At 64.2% G+C, this 17,479-nt stretch carries 16 protein-coding genes; 1 reads left to right on the top strand and 15 read right to left on the bottom strand.

All coding sequences use genetic code 11. The annotated features are described in order from the left end of the window. Window positions 1–53: 53 nt before the first annotated feature. The 11 genes from IPG97_17625 to IPG97_17575 form a co-directional block, all read right to left on the bottom strand. Entirely contained in the window at window positions 54–1,664 is a 1,611-nt protein-coding gene (locus tag IPG97_17625) for an FAD-dependent thymidylate synthase (protein MBK6858313.1), read from the bottom strand. 69 nt (window positions 1,665–1,733) lie between these two features. Beyond that, window positions 1,734–2,945, bottom strand: a complete 1,212-nt coding sequence (locus IPG97_17620) for a M20 family metallopeptidase (GenBank protein MBK6858312.1) — start codon at window positions 2,943–2,945, stop codon at window positions 1,734–1,736. A gap of 123 nt (window positions 2,946–3,068) precedes the next feature. Then, window positions 3,069–4,277 (bottom strand): DUF1501 domain-containing protein, encoded by a 1,209-nt coding sequence (locus tag IPG97_17615; GenBank protein ID MBK6858311.1) that lies wholly within the window; start codon window positions 4,275–4,277, stop codon window positions 3,069–3,071. A gap of 20 nt (window positions 4,278–4,297) precedes the next feature. After that, window positions 4,298–5,659 carry a DUF1800 domain-containing protein gene (locus tag IPG97_17610; GenBank protein ID MBK6858310.1) on the bottom strand — a complete coding sequence of 454 codons (1,362 nt, stop codon included), beginning with the start codon at window positions 5,657–5,659 and terminating at the stop codon, window positions 4,298–4,300. A 114-nt stretch (window positions 5,660–5,773) separates the two neighbouring features. Beyond that, on the bottom strand, window positions 5,774–6,757 hold the full coding sequence (locus IPG97_17605; protein ID MBK6858309.1) for a zinc-binding dehydrogenase: 984 nt from the start codon (window positions 6,755–6,757) through the stop codon (window positions 5,774–5,776). A 17-nt stretch (window positions 6,758–6,774) separates the two neighbouring features. Continuing rightward, window positions 6,775–7,386 (bottom strand): hypothetical protein, encoded by a 612-nt coding sequence (locus IPG97_17600; protein ID MBK6858308.1) that lies wholly within the window; start codon window positions 7,384–7,386, stop codon window positions 6,775–6,777. After that, entirely contained in the window at window positions 7,383–10,385 is a 3,003-nt protein-coding gene (locus tag IPG97_17595) for a DEAD/DEAH box helicase (protein ID MBK6858307.1), read from the bottom strand. The genes IPG97_17600 and IPG97_17595 overlap by 4 nt, the downstream gene beginning before the upstream one ends. A gap of 13 nt (window positions 10,386–10,398) precedes the next feature. Then, complete coding sequence (gene tatC / locus IPG97_17590) at window positions 10,399–11,154, bottom strand: twin-arginine translocase subunit TatC (GenBank protein ID MBK6858306.1); 756 nt, start codon at window positions 11,152–11,154, stop codon at window positions 10,399–10,401. Between the two features lie 24 nt (window positions 11,155–11,178). Next, on the bottom strand, window positions 11,179–11,547 hold the full coding sequence (tatB, locus tag IPG97_17585) for a twin-arginine translocase subunit TatB (protein MBK6858305.1): 369 nt from the start codon (window positions 11,545–11,547) through the stop codon (window positions 11,179–11,181). A 9-nt stretch (window positions 11,548–11,556) separates the two neighbouring features. Then, on the bottom strand, window positions 11,557–11,760 hold the full coding sequence (locus tag IPG97_17580) for a hypothetical protein (protein ID MBK6858304.1): 204 nt from the start codon (window positions 11,758–11,760) through the stop codon (window positions 11,557–11,559). Window positions 11,761–11,796: 36 nt separating this feature from the next. Next, a complete protein-coding gene (locus IPG97_17575; protein MBK6858303.1) occupies window positions 11,797–12,000 on the bottom strand; it encodes a hypothetical protein in 204 nt (67 codons plus the stop codon). A gap of 283 nt (window positions 12,001–12,283) precedes the next feature. On the opposite strand from IPG97_17575, the gene IPG97_17570 reads away from it, so the two are divergent. Continuing rightward, entirely contained in the window at window positions 12,284–13,015 is a 732-nt protein-coding gene (locus IPG97_17570) for a glycerophosphodiester phosphodiesterase (GenBank protein ID MBK6858302.1), read from the top strand. A gap of 23 nt (window positions 13,016–13,038) precedes the next feature. On the opposite strand, the gene IPG97_17565 is transcribed toward IPG97_17570, so the two are convergent. The 4 genes from IPG97_17565 to IPG97_17550 all read right to left on the bottom strand — a co-directional run bounded on the left by IPG97_17565 (window position 13,039) and on the right by IPG97_17550 (window position 17,464). Continuing rightward, complete coding sequence (locus IPG97_17565; GenBank protein ID MBK6858301.1) at window positions 13,039–14,061, bottom strand: 2-oxoacid:ferredoxin oxidoreductase subunit beta; 1,023 nt, start codon at window positions 14,059–14,061, stop codon at window positions 13,039–13,041. Then, the gene (locus tag IPG97_17560) at window positions 14,058–15,986 is read right to left on the bottom strand and encodes a 2-oxoacid:acceptor oxidoreductase subunit alpha (protein ID MBK6858300.1); all 1,929 of its coding nucleotides are present in this window, start codon (window positions 15,984–15,986) and stop codon (window positions 14,058–14,060) included. Before IPG97_17560 ends, IPG97_17565 begins: the two co-directional genes overlap by 4 nt. Window positions 15,987–16,058: 72 nt before the next feature. Beyond that, window positions 16,059–16,946 (bottom strand): fructose bisphosphate aldolase, encoded by an 888-nt coding sequence (locus IPG97_17555; GenBank protein MBK6858299.1) that lies wholly within the window; start codon window positions 16,944–16,946, stop codon window positions 16,059–16,061. 131 nt (window positions 16,947–17,077) lie between these two features. Then, window positions 17,078–17,464: a hypothetical protein gene (locus IPG97_17550; GenBank protein ID MBK6858298.1), complete on the bottom strand. Its 387-nt coding sequence runs from the start codon at window positions 17,462–17,464 to the stop codon at window positions 17,078–17,080. Window positions 17,465–17,479 lie beyond the last annotated feature (15 nt).

Genomic DNA, 17,479 nt, shown 5'->3' with positions numbered 1-17,479 from the left:
GCCGCGGCGGATCATATGCGAGAGGCAACCAGAAGTGGCACCTCGGACTGGAATCAGGCGTTGGAGCCACCTGAACGACGTGCTTCGGCACGTCGTTCAGCATCGAGCCTTTCCAGTGCCGGCTCTGGTGAATGGTCGACGTAGCTCATCATCGCCGCCACTGCGTGGTGTCCGGCCTGGTCGGCCACCAAACGATGCATCTCTTGGGCTACAACCCGGTAGGAGGGGTGTCCTTGAGGCCCGCTACGAAGCTCGAGGACGTGCATCGCTTCCCGGGCGTTCATCTGCATGACGAAGCGAACCTTGTAGGCCAGGGCCACCGCATAGGGAGCCTGAGCGGGGAACTTGGGTTCCAACAGGTCGTGAAGGGCGGCAGAGCGTTCCATCGCCTCGTCGAAAGCCGGTCGCTCCCCGGCCAGATCTACCGCCTCTGGCCGGACGAACCCGTGACGAGGGCTCAAGGCCTGCCACTCCACCGTCAGCATCCGGTGGCGCTGAAGATCCCGGAAGGCGCCGTAATCGGCCAGGACGTCGAAGCGGTAGTCGATCCTCTCCAATGCCCGTCCCGGACGGTGACGACGATTGGACCTCTCCCCCACGTAGGCGTTGACAACGTCGAGACGGTCCTGGGCCGACATATCACGGACCCGGGCTTCGACCTGCGCTTCGGGCAGGTGGGTGTGGGAGTAGAGCATGGCTGCGACCATCTTGATCTCGGCGTCGGGATCGAAGTCGGTGAGCGTCACCGTGGGAGCCTGGTCTGGGATCGCGTCAGTTCCCAGCAGCCGAGCGGCCACCTCGTCGACGGCAGAGTGGTTGGTGGCCAGGTAGTTGCTCCATGCCACTCCCCGGTCCTCGAGGTCCACCCGCTTGAGGAACGACGGAATCACCTTGCGAAGTTCGTGAAGGATCAGGTCCGCGTAGGTACGGGCTTCGGGCAGTGGGTGGGATCGCATCCGCAAAAGGAGCGCCTCGTAGGCCTGGCCGGTCCCATAGATCCCGACGTTCGACAGCGACGCTGCTGGCAACAACCCGCGGAGGGCATCGAAGGCCTTGGCCCGCACGGCCTGGCGGTAGACGAAATCTGAGTCCTTCGGGTCCTTCGGGAACTGCTCACGATAGAAGTCGGTGAGCTTGGGCAGCAGATCCGCATAGGTGTCGAACATGCGATCCATCTCGCCCACGTAACGGGTTCCGAGCGGCGAGCTGAGGATCGACGGGTCCCGATGGAAGCGGTAACGACCACCTATACGGGCGTCGTATGCGATGTAGCGGGTCGACTGTTCGAGGTACGACATGAGTCGACCCCACTCGAGGATCTTGGTGAGCAGGTTCGACGCCTGTTCACATGCCAAGTGGATACCACCGAGCTGAGCTACAGAGTCGTCGCCGTACTCGAAGAAGACTCGGTCGTAGAGCTCCTCGGCCCGACGTAGCCCGATGGTGGCATCGATCGACTGGTCGCCAGAGATGTCCAGCTCCCCCACGAACTCGTCGAGGAAGAGGCGACGGAGGCTCTTGGCCGAGCGTGAATAGCGGGCAAAAAGCGCCCCTTTGACCACCTCTGGCAGGTTGACCAGTGCGAACACCGGGCTGTCGAGGTTGGTGAAGTAGCGCCGCAGAACGTCTGCCTCGTCGGGTGTGAACTCTTCGGCCACGTACACGGTCACGGTTCCGGAGGCTAGAGGGTGTAGCACCCGCGATCGGTGATCATCGGAGCGCTATGGGCATCCTCAGACCGTGGGTCTACCGGTCACGACCCCGGCGGCCTTCTGGTCCTCGAATTCGCGGCGTACCTCGTCTAGCAAGCCGGGCTGGGCCCACAGGTCGATGACGGTAGCGGCCATGGTTCGCGCCCCGTCGAGGACGGCACGGTCGCCTGACTCCGAGCCGGCGAACCGCGCGAACTCAGTGGTGTGGATCGGCACCCCCGGCGTCGACACGGCGATCATCGGGTGGATCGATGGAACCAGATGGCTGATGTTTCCCATGTCGGTGCTGCCCACCACCGCTTCGTCGGGCCGAGGCTCGATCACTGCTCTACCGCTGCGAGTCGAGTTGAGCCGATACCGCTCCAAGATGGCCTCGTTGTCGACCATGTTGGCGTAGGCGGGATCGACCCAGGTGTGCTCCATGGTGCAGCCGGTGGCCGATGCTCCCGACTCGAGGGCAGCAAGCACCCTCTGCTTGAGCTCGGTCAGCCCATCTACCGTTGGCGACCGCACATACCAGTGCATCGCGGCCCGAGCCGGCACCACGTTGGGAGCCTCGCCTCCGTCGGTGAAGATCCCGTGCACCCGCTCGTCGGGGCGGATGTGCTGACGCAGCGCTGCCACCGCTTGATATCCGAGGACAGCAGCATCGAGGGCGTTCCTTCCGACGTGGGGCGCCGCGGCCGCATGTGCGGCTCGTCCGTGATAGGTCACGTGGACCTGCTGGATTGCGATGGCGGTGATACGGGCCAGGTCGAGCCCGGCGGGATGCACCATCAAGGCCGCGTCCACGTCATCGAACGCACCGGCAACGGCCAATCCCACCTTTCCGCCGCCACCTTCCTCGGCCGGAGTCCCCAGGACGAGCACCCGCCCGCCCGCCTCGTCGGCCACCGCTGCTGCCGCGATCGCGGCGCCAACGCCCGCGGCCCCGATCACGTTGTGGCCACAGGCGTGACCGATTCCGGGAAGGGCGTCGTATTCGCAAAGAACGGCCACGGTCGGTCCGGACGAACCAGCGCGCCCCGCAAACGCAGTCGGGATCCCACAAGTTCCCCGTTCCACTTCCAGACCCGAGCGTTCGAGAATGTCGGCGAGCAGATCGTGGGCTCGGTGCTCGGCGAAGGCAAGCTCTGGATGGGAGTGGAGCGCCCTCGATACCGCCACCAGCTCCTCTGATCTGGCGGTGACCACCTCATCGGCGCGGACCTTGAGCACATCGATGTCGACCATGGGCTCAGGTTAGGAGGCGAACGAAAAGGCGAGACGCCCCCTAGTCACGGCATGGTTGAACCGAGGCTGGCAGATGGGTCGCAATTTCGTCCTGGTCACGGTTGGGTCGCCCCAACGAGTCGGTCAGACCAGCGAAAGCGGCTTGTAGCTCTTTCCGACAACGTCGGCCGAGTCGAGTCCCAGCACCCCTTCGGCCAGTCCACCCAGAACCGATCTGAAGTCCATGGTCGTGGCCAGGTCACCGTCATCGAGGCGATTCAGCATCGAGGGATCACCGTGGTGGCCGCCCTTCACCTGTCCAGCGACCAGCATGACCGACGCCTTGCCATGGTCGGTGCCTTCGCTGGCGTTGGCAGCTACCCGCCGCCCGAACTCGCTCCACACGGCCACCGTCACCGGCCTGTTCCCGATTAGGTCCAGGAATCGAGCAATGGCACTGTCCAACTCACCAAGTAGGGCTGCGTGGGTAGCGAGCTGGCTGGCGTGGGTGTCGAAGCCACCGAGCTGAACCGTGAACACCCTCGTTCCCAGATCGGCCGCAATCAGGGCGGCAACAGTCTCGAGCTTGGCGGTAAGCGAGTGTCCGGTCCCAACCTGTTCGTCACCATCGAGATGACTCAGAACCGGGGCCACCATCTCGCCAACACCCATCAGGTCACCGATGGATGCCGCCACCGCCGCCTCCAGTTCGGTCTGTGACCGATGGGTTTTCCCCATTCTGTTGAGAGCGGAGCTCAGCGCCGCCTCATCGGGCAGAGTGAACGGCGCAGGCGGTACGACCGCTCCACTGCGCAGGTCTCCCCGTAGCACCAACGGCAAGAGCCTGTCGACGGCCACTGCGGCCATTGCGTCGTGTTCGGTGGAGTCCAGCCAACGTCCAACCCAGCCGTTGGTGGGTCTGTCGTTTGCGGCTTGCCATACGTCTCGACAGTGGAAGTGGCTCCGATCGAGGCCCGAGAACCCGACACCATGGACGATTGCCAGGTCTCCGCGGTCCCAGATCTGTTTGGTCCGAGACAGTGCGGGATGCAGTCCAAAGCCTTCGGACAGCGGGTGGGTTGCATTGGGGTCCAACGCCAGTGCGCCGCGGGCCGAACGGTACCGGCCGTCCTCGGACGGACACACGGTGTTCAAGCCGTCGTTACCTCCGTCAAGGTTGACCAGAACCAGGATTCCGTCATCGCCGCCACCGAGGGAAGGTGGCGAGGTGGAGGTCGTGGCCGCGCCTGCCCGCGGACCGGATTCGGTGCTGCATCCAACCAAGGCTGCGCCGCTGACGGCCGCCGCACCACCCAGGAAATGACGCCTACTGATGGGCATGCTCGCGCTCATGGCGGTTCTCCTCTCCAAGCTCAGGCAACGAGGTACTCGGGTGACACGAGGGCAAGCGTCAGGAGCCGGGCTGGGTCGTCTCGATGGGAGGTCAAGGCGGCAAGGCTCGATGGCTTCCATGCCACCACTCCGAGCCATCTGGCCACCATCTCCAGGCGATCCGCGGGCTTCGCCTGATCCAGATCGGTGAGATCGGCGAGGCCGCTCACCGCCGAGGCGGCGGCCAGCCGTGCTTGGGCCGACGCCGTGGACAACCAGGCCCGGTTAGACGGCCAACCCGATACATCGGGCGGGGCGAAAGGGACCTGGCCAAGCGTCACCAGCAACCGTTCAGCACCCTCTGGGAGTGAGAGTCGCAATGCACGCAGGGTTCCGACCACCCATTCCACCGGCGTTTTCACCAAAGCCGCCTTCGTCTCCCTGGAACGGAAGGCGTCGTGGAGGAACATCCGACGAAGAAGCCCGGCGGTGTCAAGATCTTTCGCGAAAGGTCCGGCCAACTCTGTCACCACCGGGTCATCGGGGCCGGCCGGGGCTCCGAGTCGACTCCAGAGGCGTGACACAACGTGGGGGGCACAGGCGGCGTTCGACGTGGTGAGCCTCACGACGTCGTCGAGCCCGAAACGACCGGTGCTGCCCAAGATGGTCTTTGAGCCAGCGTCATGGCGGGTGGGACGGAAGACGCCCTCCCCAGTCCCGCGATCGATCTGCCAGCCGGTGAGAGCTCGGGCCACCTCGGCCACATCAAGTTCGGTGTAGGGAGCGGCACTGTGATCGGGGTGGGTGCCAGCTCCCGGGGCAGTGTGCCCCAGCGTGAACAACTCCATCAGCTCCCGGGCGTAGTTCTCGTTGGGTGCCCCGACGCGGCTCTGGTGACCGTCCAGCCACAAGAGCATGGCTCCATCACGGCTCAGAGCGTGCACCAGGTCATCGAATCGACCCGACCCCAGACGTTGGATGGTGGAGTGCTGGATCCACATCAACTCAGGTAGCGGCACTTTGGTCAGGCTGGTGGCGAAGTGGTCGTGCCACAGGAAGGTGATCTTCTCTCGCCACGGCTCCCGAGCCACCACCATGCGTTCCAACCACCAACGAACCAGGTCACGACGTTGCTGACTCTCGGACCTGCGGGCTGCGTCCCGAATGGACTCGTCTTGGCTGTCTCGGGCCAAGATGATCAGGGCCGAGTCGAACTGCGGAGTCGGCACGCTGTCGGCCGGAAGGTCTGGACCGGCCAGGCCGGTGATCACCCGTTCCACAGCGGCCTCGTAACCCTCGGCTGCCAGCGCGTCGACGTCGTCGACGTTCAGCCCGAATCCTGCCCGCCGCGCCAGGTGGGCCACGTCTGATCTCACTTGGGTGGAGGTATCGCTGATCGACATCGTGCCCCTCCTCGATCGGTTCGGCCTACCTCCCCCAGCCTGGCAGCCAAACCTGGGAGTCACCTGTGAACAACCGGTGAGATCGAAGACAGGGACCCGGTCCGGTCACACCTCTCAGCGGTGGTGGAGGACGATCTTGCCCATCTGCTCACCGGTGCCCAGTCGCTCTAGGGCGTCGGGATAGTCAGCAAGGGGCATTTCGACGTCGACCACGACGTCGAGATCCTGGTCGACCAGGGAGACCACGTCGTTGAACTCGCCGTAGCCGCCCATCGTCGAGCCGATCACCTCGTACTGTTTGAAGAACAAGCGGGGAAGGTTGAGCTCGACCACCGGACCCGAGGTCCCGCCGCAGACCACCAGTCGGCCCCCCGGTTTGAGCGCCCTCATGGACGATTCCCACGTTGCCGGGCCGACGCTCTCGATCACGACGTCGCACGACACCGGAAACGGTCCCGCGGAGTCGAAGGCATCAGCAGCACCGAGCTCAACCGCCTTCTTGCGCTTGGCAGCATCCCGTGACGTCACGTATGGAACGGCTCCCATCTTCTTGGCCAGGGCCAGGGCGGCCATGGACACCCCGCCACCGACGCCCACAATCAGAACGCTCTCCCCCGCCTGCAACCGACCGCGTCTCAACATGCGATATGCGGTCAGAGCCGCCAGCGGAAAGGCCGCCGATTCGGCCCACGATCGACCTGAGGGTCGGAGCACCACGTTCCGAGCCGGCACCACCAGGAGGCCTCCGTGTCCTCCCCATCGCTGTTCGCCCACGATCTGGAGACCGGGGTACATGGGCGCATCATCGCCGTGGGCCACGACAGTGGCGATCGGACAGACCGACGGGTTCACCACAACCTCCTGGCCCACCTCGAACCCTTTGACGTCGGACCCCACCGCCTCGATGACACCGGCCACGTCACAGCCAGGCACGTGAGGAAGGTGAGGACGAGGGAGGCCACGGGTGAGCCACAGGTCCATGTGGTTGAGTGCTGACGTGACTGGTTCGACCCTCACATCTCCAGGACCGAGCGGCGGGTCGGCGATCTCCTCGAACCGGTAATGACCGGGCGATTCCCGGAGCGTCCATGCCTGCATGCCGGCTGACCGTAACCTCAAACCACGCAGATGAGGGCGTCGGGCTCGACTGTGATCTGGAGGTGCTGACCCCGACTGACCCGGTCGCCGTCGAGGTGGACGTCGACCCGGCGACCTAGGTCGACCTCGATCGTACCTACTCGACTCTGGCGGATCTCCGGGTGCGGCACGTGGGTTCCGGTCAGCAACCGACTCCGAGCCTTCCATCGATCGTCGAGCGTGGGGTCGCCGTCGAACACGTCCAGCAGGCCGTCGTTGGGGTGAGACCGAGGAGCAACATCCCAGCGGCCGATCCATTGTGCGTTCATGATCGCCACCACTCGACCGATCCACCAGCCCCGACGGGCGACGAGGTGGGCGACGAACCAGTGCGTTTCATCGTCGATTGCCACTTGGGCGACGTCGATGGAAAGCCGTATGGCCTCTGAGGACGAGAGGCGTGAACGGTCACCACGTCCTCCCACCGTCCGACATAGATCCCCGCCCAGGAGGCCGACCTCGGGAATGGGTTCACCGGCCCTTCGGGCCGCCTCCACCACAGCTCGGAGCTCTGAATTGCTGGCCACGATCACCCCGTGGCTGGCGAGCGGACCAGGGTGACCCCACGGCTCGTCTTTGCGGATCGTCATCGACTCGACCTGAATCCGCCCGGGCCTCCCCCAAACTGGATTTGGAGGATGGGGCGGGGGTTCGGGGGCATAGCCCTTCGTGGCGGAACCCCTGAACCTGCGGAGATCGCCTTAGCCGGTCGTAGTAGCGAAGACGTAGGCCAGCACGCCGGCAACCCAACTCCACCGGAAGGCTCTGCATCTCGGTCGCCGATCGGCGCACCTCCTAAAGACCCGAGCGGATAGGTCCCAGTCGTCGTCGCTGTGAGGTTGATCAGACCGAGGCTTCGCCTCGGTTTAGCCATGCCGTATCTATGGGTCGGCTCGCCTATTCGCTCGCCTCCTAAGTGTCTGACTGACGGGTCACATCTCATCGGGCTCTGATCCGACGAAGCCTCCCCCAGCTTGCCCTGAGGGTCGAGGACCTGACCTGGAGCGAGGTCTGTGGATGCGGCCACCACACCGTGGTGGAGATGATCAGCGGCTTTGGCCGCGGCCGTTGCCGTGGCGCGGTCAGGCGCGACCGTCGATATCTGCCGTAGGAGATCGACCAGGGTCTTCACGTTCCTCACGAAGTCGCCGGCCGACAACTGATCGTCACTCAGGATGTTCCGCAGCGAATCACCGTGGGCCCAGGCGTACATCAACGGGGCGATGGTGGGGTCGGGCGGTGGGCTCTCGGGCACTCCAGCCCGGCGCTGGTCCTCACCCAGTCGGCGGCCCAGGACCTCAATACGGCTCACCCGGTCGCGCATCACCGTGGTGGGAAACCATGGCCGGGCAGGGACGTCCTTGGACCGGTGCTCGTAGGTGAATGCTGACACCACGCCGGCCAACTCAGCGGAGTCCAGCCCGTCGAGCAGTCCCTCGGCGATTGACAGCGCCACCAACAGATCAGCCTCGTGGAAGATACCGCTGAGGATCCGGCCACCGGCGCTCAACTCCCAGCCGTCGACCATCGCCCACCGCTCGAGGAGCCCGTGGATCTGGTTGAACTGGCGCACCAGGCTTCCCGACCGCTCAGCCAATCGTCGATCGTCGTCTGCGACCTGAGCCCTCAGCCGGTCGGCCTCGGCAGCCGCGCTCAGATGAGTCTGGAGGTCGGGGCAGGCAGCCACCGTCATGTCGGCTGCCCGTTCACCCGACGGGGGCTCCTCATCTCCCGCGGCAGCGCCAATCGAGCCGTGGGTCATGCGTACTTTGCGAAGATCAGCAGTAATACGACGCTGCACGGTCCGGTCCCGGGGATCGAAAGGCTCGGGAAGTCCGAGCACGGCCCGGGACTCCGGTGGAACATCGAAGTCGTCTTCATCCAAGATCTCGACTCGAGCCTCGGTGTCGATGACCCTTACCCGTACGCCACCCTTGCGGTGGGACACCGATAGCACCGCCAGTCGATGGCCGCGGAGGTGTAGTACGTCGCCGGGAGCCAGATCCGACAGTGCCGCCGCTATCCGTGCCGATCGGCCTTCTCGATCGCGCCGCGCCGCGGACCGTTCCTCGCTTCGACGAGACCGGTACTCGGCGATGTCACCAAGCTCACAGGTCGCCTTCGCTTCGGCCTCGAGAAGGAGCGCCGCCCTGCGAGCCTTGCGGTGGGTCAGGCGAGCAATTGTGCGGTCGGCCTGAAACTGGGCGAACGAGCGGCCGAGCAGTTCCTCGGACTGTCGACGGTCGTGACGACGAATCAGGTTCACGACCATGTTCGGGGAGGGTCGGAATGCCGATCGGAGAACGAACTCGCGACTCGACGCCAGAGCCGCCACCTTGTCGAAGCCCGACCACGGGGACCACAACACGATTGCGTGACCGACCGGATCAAGGCCCCTTCGGCCGGCCCGCCCTGTCAACTGGGTGTACTGGGAAGGGGTGAGGTCTTCGTGGTGATCGCCGGTGAACTTCGAGAGCGATTCGATGACCACCGATCGGGCCGGCATGTTGATTCCGAGAGCCAGGGTCTCGGTGGCGAACACGACCTTAACGAGACCCTCGGCGAAACAAGACTCGACTGCTTCCTTGAACGGCGGGATCATTCCTGCGTGGTGAGCGGCGACCCCCGCTTCCAGGGCGGCATTCCACCGATCGAAGCCCAACACGTCGAGGTCATGGCGGTCGAGGTGCTGGATGTGCGAGGTGACGATCTCACGGATCCTTCGAGCCTCTTGTGGGGTAGTTAGGCGGCGTCGGGAGTCGATGACGGACCTCACTGCGTCGTCGCATGCGGCCCGGCTGAAGATGAAGTAGATCGCTGGCAACATCGCACTTCCGGCGAGGTGTTCGACCACCTGGACCCGACGCGGCGAAGACCACCGTTGTCGGCCCCGTTCTCGATAACGCAGGTGCCGCGGGAGGTCGGTCCCAGGTGAGTCGAAACGGCCACCCTCGAGGTTGGGGCGACCATCGACGAGGGTTGGCAGTCGCACCAGCTCGTCGGAGGATCGGTCGGCCACGAGGTAGTGGTTGACGAGTTCCACCGGACGCTCGTGTTCGACGACAGTTGCCGTCGGACCACGGGCCGAGGCTATCCACCCGGCTAGCTCCTCGGCGTTGGAAACGGTGGCCGAGAGGCACACGAATCGAACGTCTGGCGGGGTGTGGATCACCACCTCCTCCCACACTGGACCTCGGTAGGAATCCTGCAAGTAGTGGACCTCGTCCAATACCACCCAGGTCAAGCTCTGGAGGGCCGGCGAGCCGGAGTAGACCATGTTGCGAAGAACCTCGGTGGTCATGACCACCACCGAGGCATCGGGGTTCACGGCGTTGTCGCCGGTCAGGATTCCGACCCGCTCGGAGCCATATCGACGCACCAGGTCTGTGTACTTCTGGTTGGAGAGTGCCTTGATCGGAGTGGTGTAGAAGGCGCGTCCCCCGTCGTTCAGCGCTCGTTGCACCGCGTGTTCGGCGACCACCGTCTTGCCTGCACCGGTGGGGGCCGCCACCAGCACGTTGTCACCTCTGTCGATGGCGTCGATGGCCTCGACCTGGAAGGCGTCGAGGGTGAACGTCCGCTCCCCCACCGGCGTATCCGGCTCAGGCAGCGGACCGTCTCCGTCGGCGGCCGATGAGCCTGCCGATCAGTATGGAGATCTCATAGAAGAGCACCATTGGCAATGCGAGAGCGACGAGGCTGATCGGATCAGCGCTGGGGGTGATCACCGCGGCCACGGCGAAGATGATCACCACCGCGAACCGCCGGAATTTCGAAAGTTGCTGGGGCTCTACCAGGCCGATCAGTTGGAGGAACACGACCACGATCGGGAACTGGAACCCCACACCGAAGGCCAACATCATGTACAGGATCAGCATGATGTAGTTCTCTGTCGTGTACTGGTATTGGACGTCGTCGCCGCCCACCGACTGCAAGAACCCCAGGGCCTGAGGCAGCGTGAAGTAGGCGATCGTCGCACCCAGGGCGAAGAGCACGGTCGCCGACCCCACGAAAGCACCGGCGTAGCGGCGCTCGTTCTGGTACAGCCCAGGAGCGATGAACGCCCAGATCTGCCACAACAGGAACGGCATGGCTAGGGCGATGCCGAGGTAGGTGGACATCTTGATCCTGAGCATGAACTGCTCGAGCGGATCGAAGGAGATGAACTTGTCCGAGACGTTCGGGTCATCGGCGAGATCGCGCAACGGGTCCATGAGCAGCGACAGGACCGGTTTGTACAGCAGCCATCCGGCCAGAGCACCCACGGCGATGGCTATGAAGCACTTGATGAGGCGACTCCGCAGCTCCACCAGGTGCTCCATGAGCGACATGCGCCCGCCAAGTTCGGTTTCAGTCACTGCTTCGACCATCTCTGTGACGTGTCAGCCCGCAGCTCGATCAGCCGAGGACGGCCCCGAGGTCGTCTGGCCTGGAGATGGGGATCCGGGCGTTGCAGGACCGGTCGATGCGCCGGGTCCACCGGCCGAGGCTGAGGCTCCAGCCGAATCGTTACCCTGGCCGGACACTGACGAAGGCGCCGTGGATCCCGATGTCGACGTACTCGGAGTGGCCGTGATGTCTATGGCGTTCATGGCGCTGCGCATCTCGTCTTGGAACCCGTTGGACAGCTTGCGCACCTGGGCCATCACGTTTCCGAACGTGCGCATGGCCTTGGGTAGCTGCTCGGGACCGAGCACCACAAGCGCCACCAACAGGACGACCATGATCTCGGGGCCGCCCACATTGAACATGGGGCGATCCTACCGGCGGTCGAACCGGTCCAAGGACTCCCGGGTTCTGCGGGTCTCCACCCTTACCGGGATCAGCGCCTGTTCGAGGCGGTTGAAGCGGCGCTGGGACCCAGCCAGGTCGTCATCGGCCTCGACGATACGGCGCAGGTAGACCATGGCCGCCACCGCACCAACGGCAAGGACGATCAACGGTGCGAACCAGGCGGCAGTCATGCAGCGATCCTATCGACCCCTCCCCGCCAGCGCGGGTCAGCCGGCCGACCCTCCGGTGAGAGCCTCGAGCTGGGACATCCAGTCCTCTGTGTCCAGTAGCGCATGGAAGTCCAAGAGGTCATCGTGGGTGATGGGGCCGCCGTAGTGGGCCTCGCTGAGCTCAGCCGGCAGCGACCAGGTCACCAGCCGGACGCCCGACGTCACCAGCAGTTCGACGACGCGAGGCTCGGCGTCACGCACGCCGCGTTCGTGGCACAGGGGGCAGGCGAAACAGTAGGTACCGGAACCATCGTTCCGGCACACCCGAACGGTCAGATCACGAGAGGTCATCTCGATGTCACCGCAGCGATCGCAGCTGGCACGGATTGTCGCCATTGGAGCCTCCTGAAACAGGTCTGGAAGCGTCATCGGCGCGTTTCGGCTACGGGTTGAGCAGGTATTTTGGCCCATAATGACGAATCACCACGGAGCGTGGTAATCGGGCATGATTGAGACCGTGGGACCCCAAATTCCGTCACGCCGAGTGCCCCCCATCACTTTCGCCCATCGCGGTGCCAGGGCCCACGCTCCCGAGAACACCCTGGAAGCCTTCTCGTTGGCCCTTCGGTTGGGTGCCAGCGGGCTCGAGAGCGACGTGTGGCTCACCGCCGACGGCGTTCCGGTCCTAGACCATGATGGTGTCGTTGGCCGGATTCGCCGCCGACCGATCTCATCGATAGATCGCTCCGAACTCCCCGATCACATACCGACGTTGGCTGACCTCTTCGATGTTGCTGGTACCGCCTTCGAGTTGTCGCTTGACGTAAAAGACCCCGCCGCCGGTAACCCATCGATCGAGGTGGCTCTTGCCGCCGATCCGACCATGGCCGAACGGCTGTGGCTCTGTCACCACGATCTCGACCACCTCACGTCGTGGCGGTCCGGTTCAGGGTCGGTTCGTCTCGTCGTGTCGACACGGTTGGGTCGACTGAAACCGGGACCTGAGCGCCTGGCGGCCCAGATGCGCGAACAGGAGATCGATGCCGTCAACTTCCATCACAGTGACTGGTCCGGAGGGCTGACCACCTTGTTCCACCGATTTGGCCGATTGGCATTCGGTTGGGATGCTCAGTTCGATCGGGTGCTGAATGGCTTGTTCAGAATGGGTATTGATGGCATCTACAGCGATCATGTCGATCGCATGACCGACGCGCTGAACCGCCACCTGCGCCGAACCGCGGGCGAAGGTCCAGTGTCACACGCCGGTGAAGACTGACCTAGACCGGTTCTGGATCGGAGTCACACGGCGGCGGGGACGTCCCAAGTGGGACGGCTACGCAAAAGGTCGTTCAGGTCGCCGGGGCCGGACTTCTCCACGGTGGCCGCCAGTTGGGCATCGGCTTGGGTGCCGTAGTCGGGCCTGTCCACCGCACGGAACACCCCGATGGGTGTGGGTTCATGTGGTCCCGATGACAGCCGAGACAACATGAAGGCCAGCCCGGGCTCTGGTCGGGCTTCATCGTGGACAAGGATTGCGTCCTCACCTACCTCGGCCACGGCCACGATCCTGGCCCGACCCTGCTGATCGATCATCACCCCCTTCTCGCGCTCAGTGCCGAAGCGGACCTGCTCGCCGTGGATCAGCGGGATCAACATGTCGTCCCGCGCCGCCCGATTGGTGATCGCCTCGAACGCGCCGTTGTTGAAGACGTTGCAGTTCTGGAAGATCTCCACGAAGGAAGCACCACGGTGTTCCTTGGCCCGCCGAAATGTCTCCATCATGTGGGCCCGGTCCATGTCATGGGTTCGAGCCACAAAGCTCGCCTCCGCCCCCAACGCCACGCTGATCGGGTTGAAGGGATGGTCGAGCGAGCCGAACGGTGTCGACTTGGTGACCTTGCCGACCTCACTGGTCGGTGAGTACTGGCCTTTGGTGAGCCCGTAGATCTGGTTGTTGAACATCAGGATCGTGAGGTTGATGTTGCGCCGTAGGGCGTGGATCAGGTGGTTCCCACCGATGGACAACATGTCTCCATCGCCCCCCACCACCCAGACGTCGAGGTCGCCGCGGGCCATGGCCAGGCCGGTGGCGATGGCCGGTGCCCGACCGTGGATGCTGTGCATGCCGTAGGTGTTCATGTAGTACGGGAAGCGGGCCGCGCACCCGATCCCCGACACGAACACAGTGTTCTCCGGGGTACCTCCCAGCTCAGGCATGAGCATCTGAACGGCCTTGAGGATCGAGTAGTCGCCGCAACCGGGACACCAGCGAACCTCCTGGTCGCTAGCCCAGTCCTTGGGCGTGGTGATAGTGGTGCTCATGCTCCCAGCTCCTTGAGGAAGGCGACCTCTAGTTCGCCGGCGGTGAAAGGAACGCCCTGGACCTTGGTGATGGAATGGGCGTCGACCAGGTATTCGGCTCGGAGCAACTTGGAGAGCTGACCCAAGTTGAGCTCGGGTACGACCACCCGTGGGTAGCGGGCGAGGATCTCTCCCAGGTTGGGTGGGAACGGGTTCAGGTGGGTCACGTGGGCGTGAACAACCTTGTGGCCTCGGGCCCTCACCCGGTTGGCGGCCCCGTCGATGGCCCCCCATGTGGATCCCCACCCGACCACCAACAGCTCGGCATCGTCGACGTCGCCCACCAGCTCGACCGGCGCGATGTCGTTGGCGATTCCTGCCACCTTCTGAGCGCGGAGGTGAATCATGCGCTCGTGGTTGGCTGGGTCATAGGAGATGTTTCCGGTGCCGTCAGCCTTCTCGATCCCGCCGATGCGGTGTTCCAGCCCAGGGGTTCCGGGAATCGCCCACGGTCGGGCCAAGGTGATCGGATCACGCAGATAGGGCCAGAACACCGGGTTGCCATCGCCATCCACCTGGTTCGCCTCGGTTGCGAAGGGCACCGAGATGTCGGGTAGGTCCGCCGCGTCCGGAAGCCGCCATGGTTCGGATCCGTTGGCGAGGTAGCCATCGGACAGCACCAGCACCGGGGTCCGATACTTCAGGGCGATCCGGGCCGCTTCGATGGCGACGTCGAAGCAGTTCGCCGGGGTGTGGGCGGCCACGATCGGGATCGGAGATTCCCCGTGACGACCGTAGATCGCCTGCAAAAGGTCGGCCTGCTCGGTCTTGGTGGGAAGTCCGGTAGACGGACCACCCCGCTGAATGTCGACGATCACCAGTGGAAGCTCGAGGCTGACTGCCAGTCCCATGGTCTCGGACTTGAGGGCGATGCCGGGACCGCTGGTGGTGGTCACGGCGAGGTGTCCGCCGAACGCTGCGCCCAACGCCGCGCCGATGCCGGCGATCTCGTCCTCGGCCTGAAGCGTACGGATGCCGAAGTTCTTGTGGCGGGACAGCTCGTGGAGGATGTCCGATGCCGGAGTGATCGGATAGCTGCCAAGGAAGATCGGGAGCCTCGATAGCTGGCCAGCGGCCACCAGGCCCCACGCCATGGCCACGTTCCCGGTGATGTTGGTGTACGTGCCCGGAGCACGAACCGCGGGCCTCACGGCGTAGGGATGCTCAAAGAGCTCGGCGGTCTCGCCGAAGGCGTGACCGGCCCCGAACGCGGCCCGGTTTGCTGCTGCCACCTTGGGCACCTTGCCGAACTTCTCATCTATCCAGGCCAGGGTCGGTCCTTCGGGCCTGGTGTACATCCAGCTGATGAGGCCCAGTGCGAAAAAGTTCTTGGACCTTTCTGCGTCTCGGGGCTTCACCCCCAACGGGGCCACCGCGTCCTTGGTAAGCGACGTCATGGGGATCTCATAGACGGTCACGTGGTCGAGGCTGCCGTCACCTCGCGGGTCAGTCGCATAGCCGGCCTTGGCCAGGTTGCGTTCGTCGAACGCGTCGGTGTTGAGCAGCAGCGTGCCCCCGTCCACCAGCCGGTGCAGTTCAGACTTGAGGGCAGCCGGGTTCATGGCCACCAAGACGTTCGGTGCATCACCAGGCGTGGTGATGTCGTGATCGGAGATATGCACCTGGAAGGCTGAAACGCCGGCGAGCGTTCCTGCTGGAGCTCGGATCTCCGCTGGGAACTCAGGGAGGGTCGAAAGGTCGTTGCCGAACAGTGCGCTGGCAGCGGTGAACCTCTCGCCGGTTAGTTGCATACCGTCGCCGGAATCACCGGCGAAGCGGATGATCACCCGATCGAGCTCGACCGGTACGCGATCCAAGCTGTCGGTTGCTGATGGGTCGGCCACGTTGCCTCCCTGTCTCGGTGGAGGTGGTGTTTCCACCTCCAACCGGAACCATATACAGGCCAGCGTCGGCCGTGTGGTATCGACCCAGAGAATCTGGGCCGATACCCCAGGGCCTCAGGCGATCGATGCCTCGTAGATTCCCTTCACCGATGCATCGAGAACGGCGTTGAACTCGTCATCGCTCTGCTGAGCGCTCAGACCCTCGGTGAGTGCCCGGGAGAAGCTGGCGATCACGCCGGGGTTGCGGGCCAACCTGTCGTTGGCATCCTCGCGGCTGTATCCGCCCGACAGGGCGACGACGCGCACCACGTTCGGGTGATCGACCAGGGACTGGTAGAACCCGTCGGTCTCGGGCAGAGTCAGCTTCAGCATGACCAGCTCGTCGGACCCTAGGCTGTCCGCCTGTTCCGCGATAGCGGCACGCAGCAGTTCCTCGGCCTCTGCCTTCTGCGGGCTGTGAATGTCGATCTCGGGCTCGATGATCGGAACCAGACCAGCGGCCACGATCTCACGACCAATGGCGAACTGCTGGTCGACCACGGCCTGAACACCGGCCGGATCGGCAAGCTTGATCACCGAACGCATCTTGGTCCCGAAGACCCCCTTGGCCTTGGCCCGCTCAAGAAGGTCACCAAGACCGCCGATCGGCTTCATGACCTGGGCGCCGTTGACCTCGTCTTCCAGACCCTTGTCGACCTTCAGGAAGGGAACGACCTGCTTGGCGTTCCAGAGGTACTCGGCCGTGTCGACACCATCGATCTGGCGGTCCATGGTCTGCTCGAAGAGGATCGCACCGAGCACTCGGTCACCACCGAAACTCGGGCTGGTGATGATCCGCGAACGCATCTGATGGATCAGGTCGAACATGGCAGAGTCGCCGTCGTAGGAATCTTCCTCGATCCCGTAGAGCTTCAGCGCCTTGGGCGTGCTACCTCCACTCTGATCAAGGGCGGCAATGAAGCCCTGACCGTTGCGGACCTTTTCGAGCTGTTCCTGGTTCATTCTCTGGCTACCCGTTCCGTGGAGTCGACCGGTCTGTGACCCCTCAATAATGGTCGAGACAGCCAGCCCACACCCAACCTCTGAGATCGATGCCAGCCCCACAAGACCTTTCGGCGGACACAGATTGGGTCTCAGGCGATCGACGCTGCCCGCTCTGCCGCGTCAGCGAAGCCGGCGTCGCTGGCAACGATCCAGCGGAACATCTCCCGCGCTCGAGCGAGGTCACCGGCCTGTTCGTAGAGGTCGGCGAGTACGTAGGCCTGGCGAAGGTGATGAACCTGCACGCGCTTCACCGAGCGATGACTACGTTCGAGAAGGTCGATGGCTTCGGCAAGACGACCACGGTCGGCCAGAGAGCCGGCCATGACGATCCGCCCTTCGGCCACCAGGTCAGGAGACGGTGAAGAATCTCGAAGCTCGTCCCACAGCGCCTCAACTTCGAGATGGCGCTTCAGGGCCCGGTTGCAATCGGCCAGAACCGGATGTTGCTCCGTAGAACCGCTCTGTTCACGGAACACGCTTAGCTCCCTGAG

The sequence above is a fragment of the Microthrixaceae bacterium genome, from assembly GCA_016702505.1.
GTDB lineage: Bacteria > Actinomycetota > Acidimicrobiia > Acidimicrobiales > Iamiaceae > Aquihabitans.
This window is presented reverse-complemented; position numbering and strand designations above follow the sequence as displayed.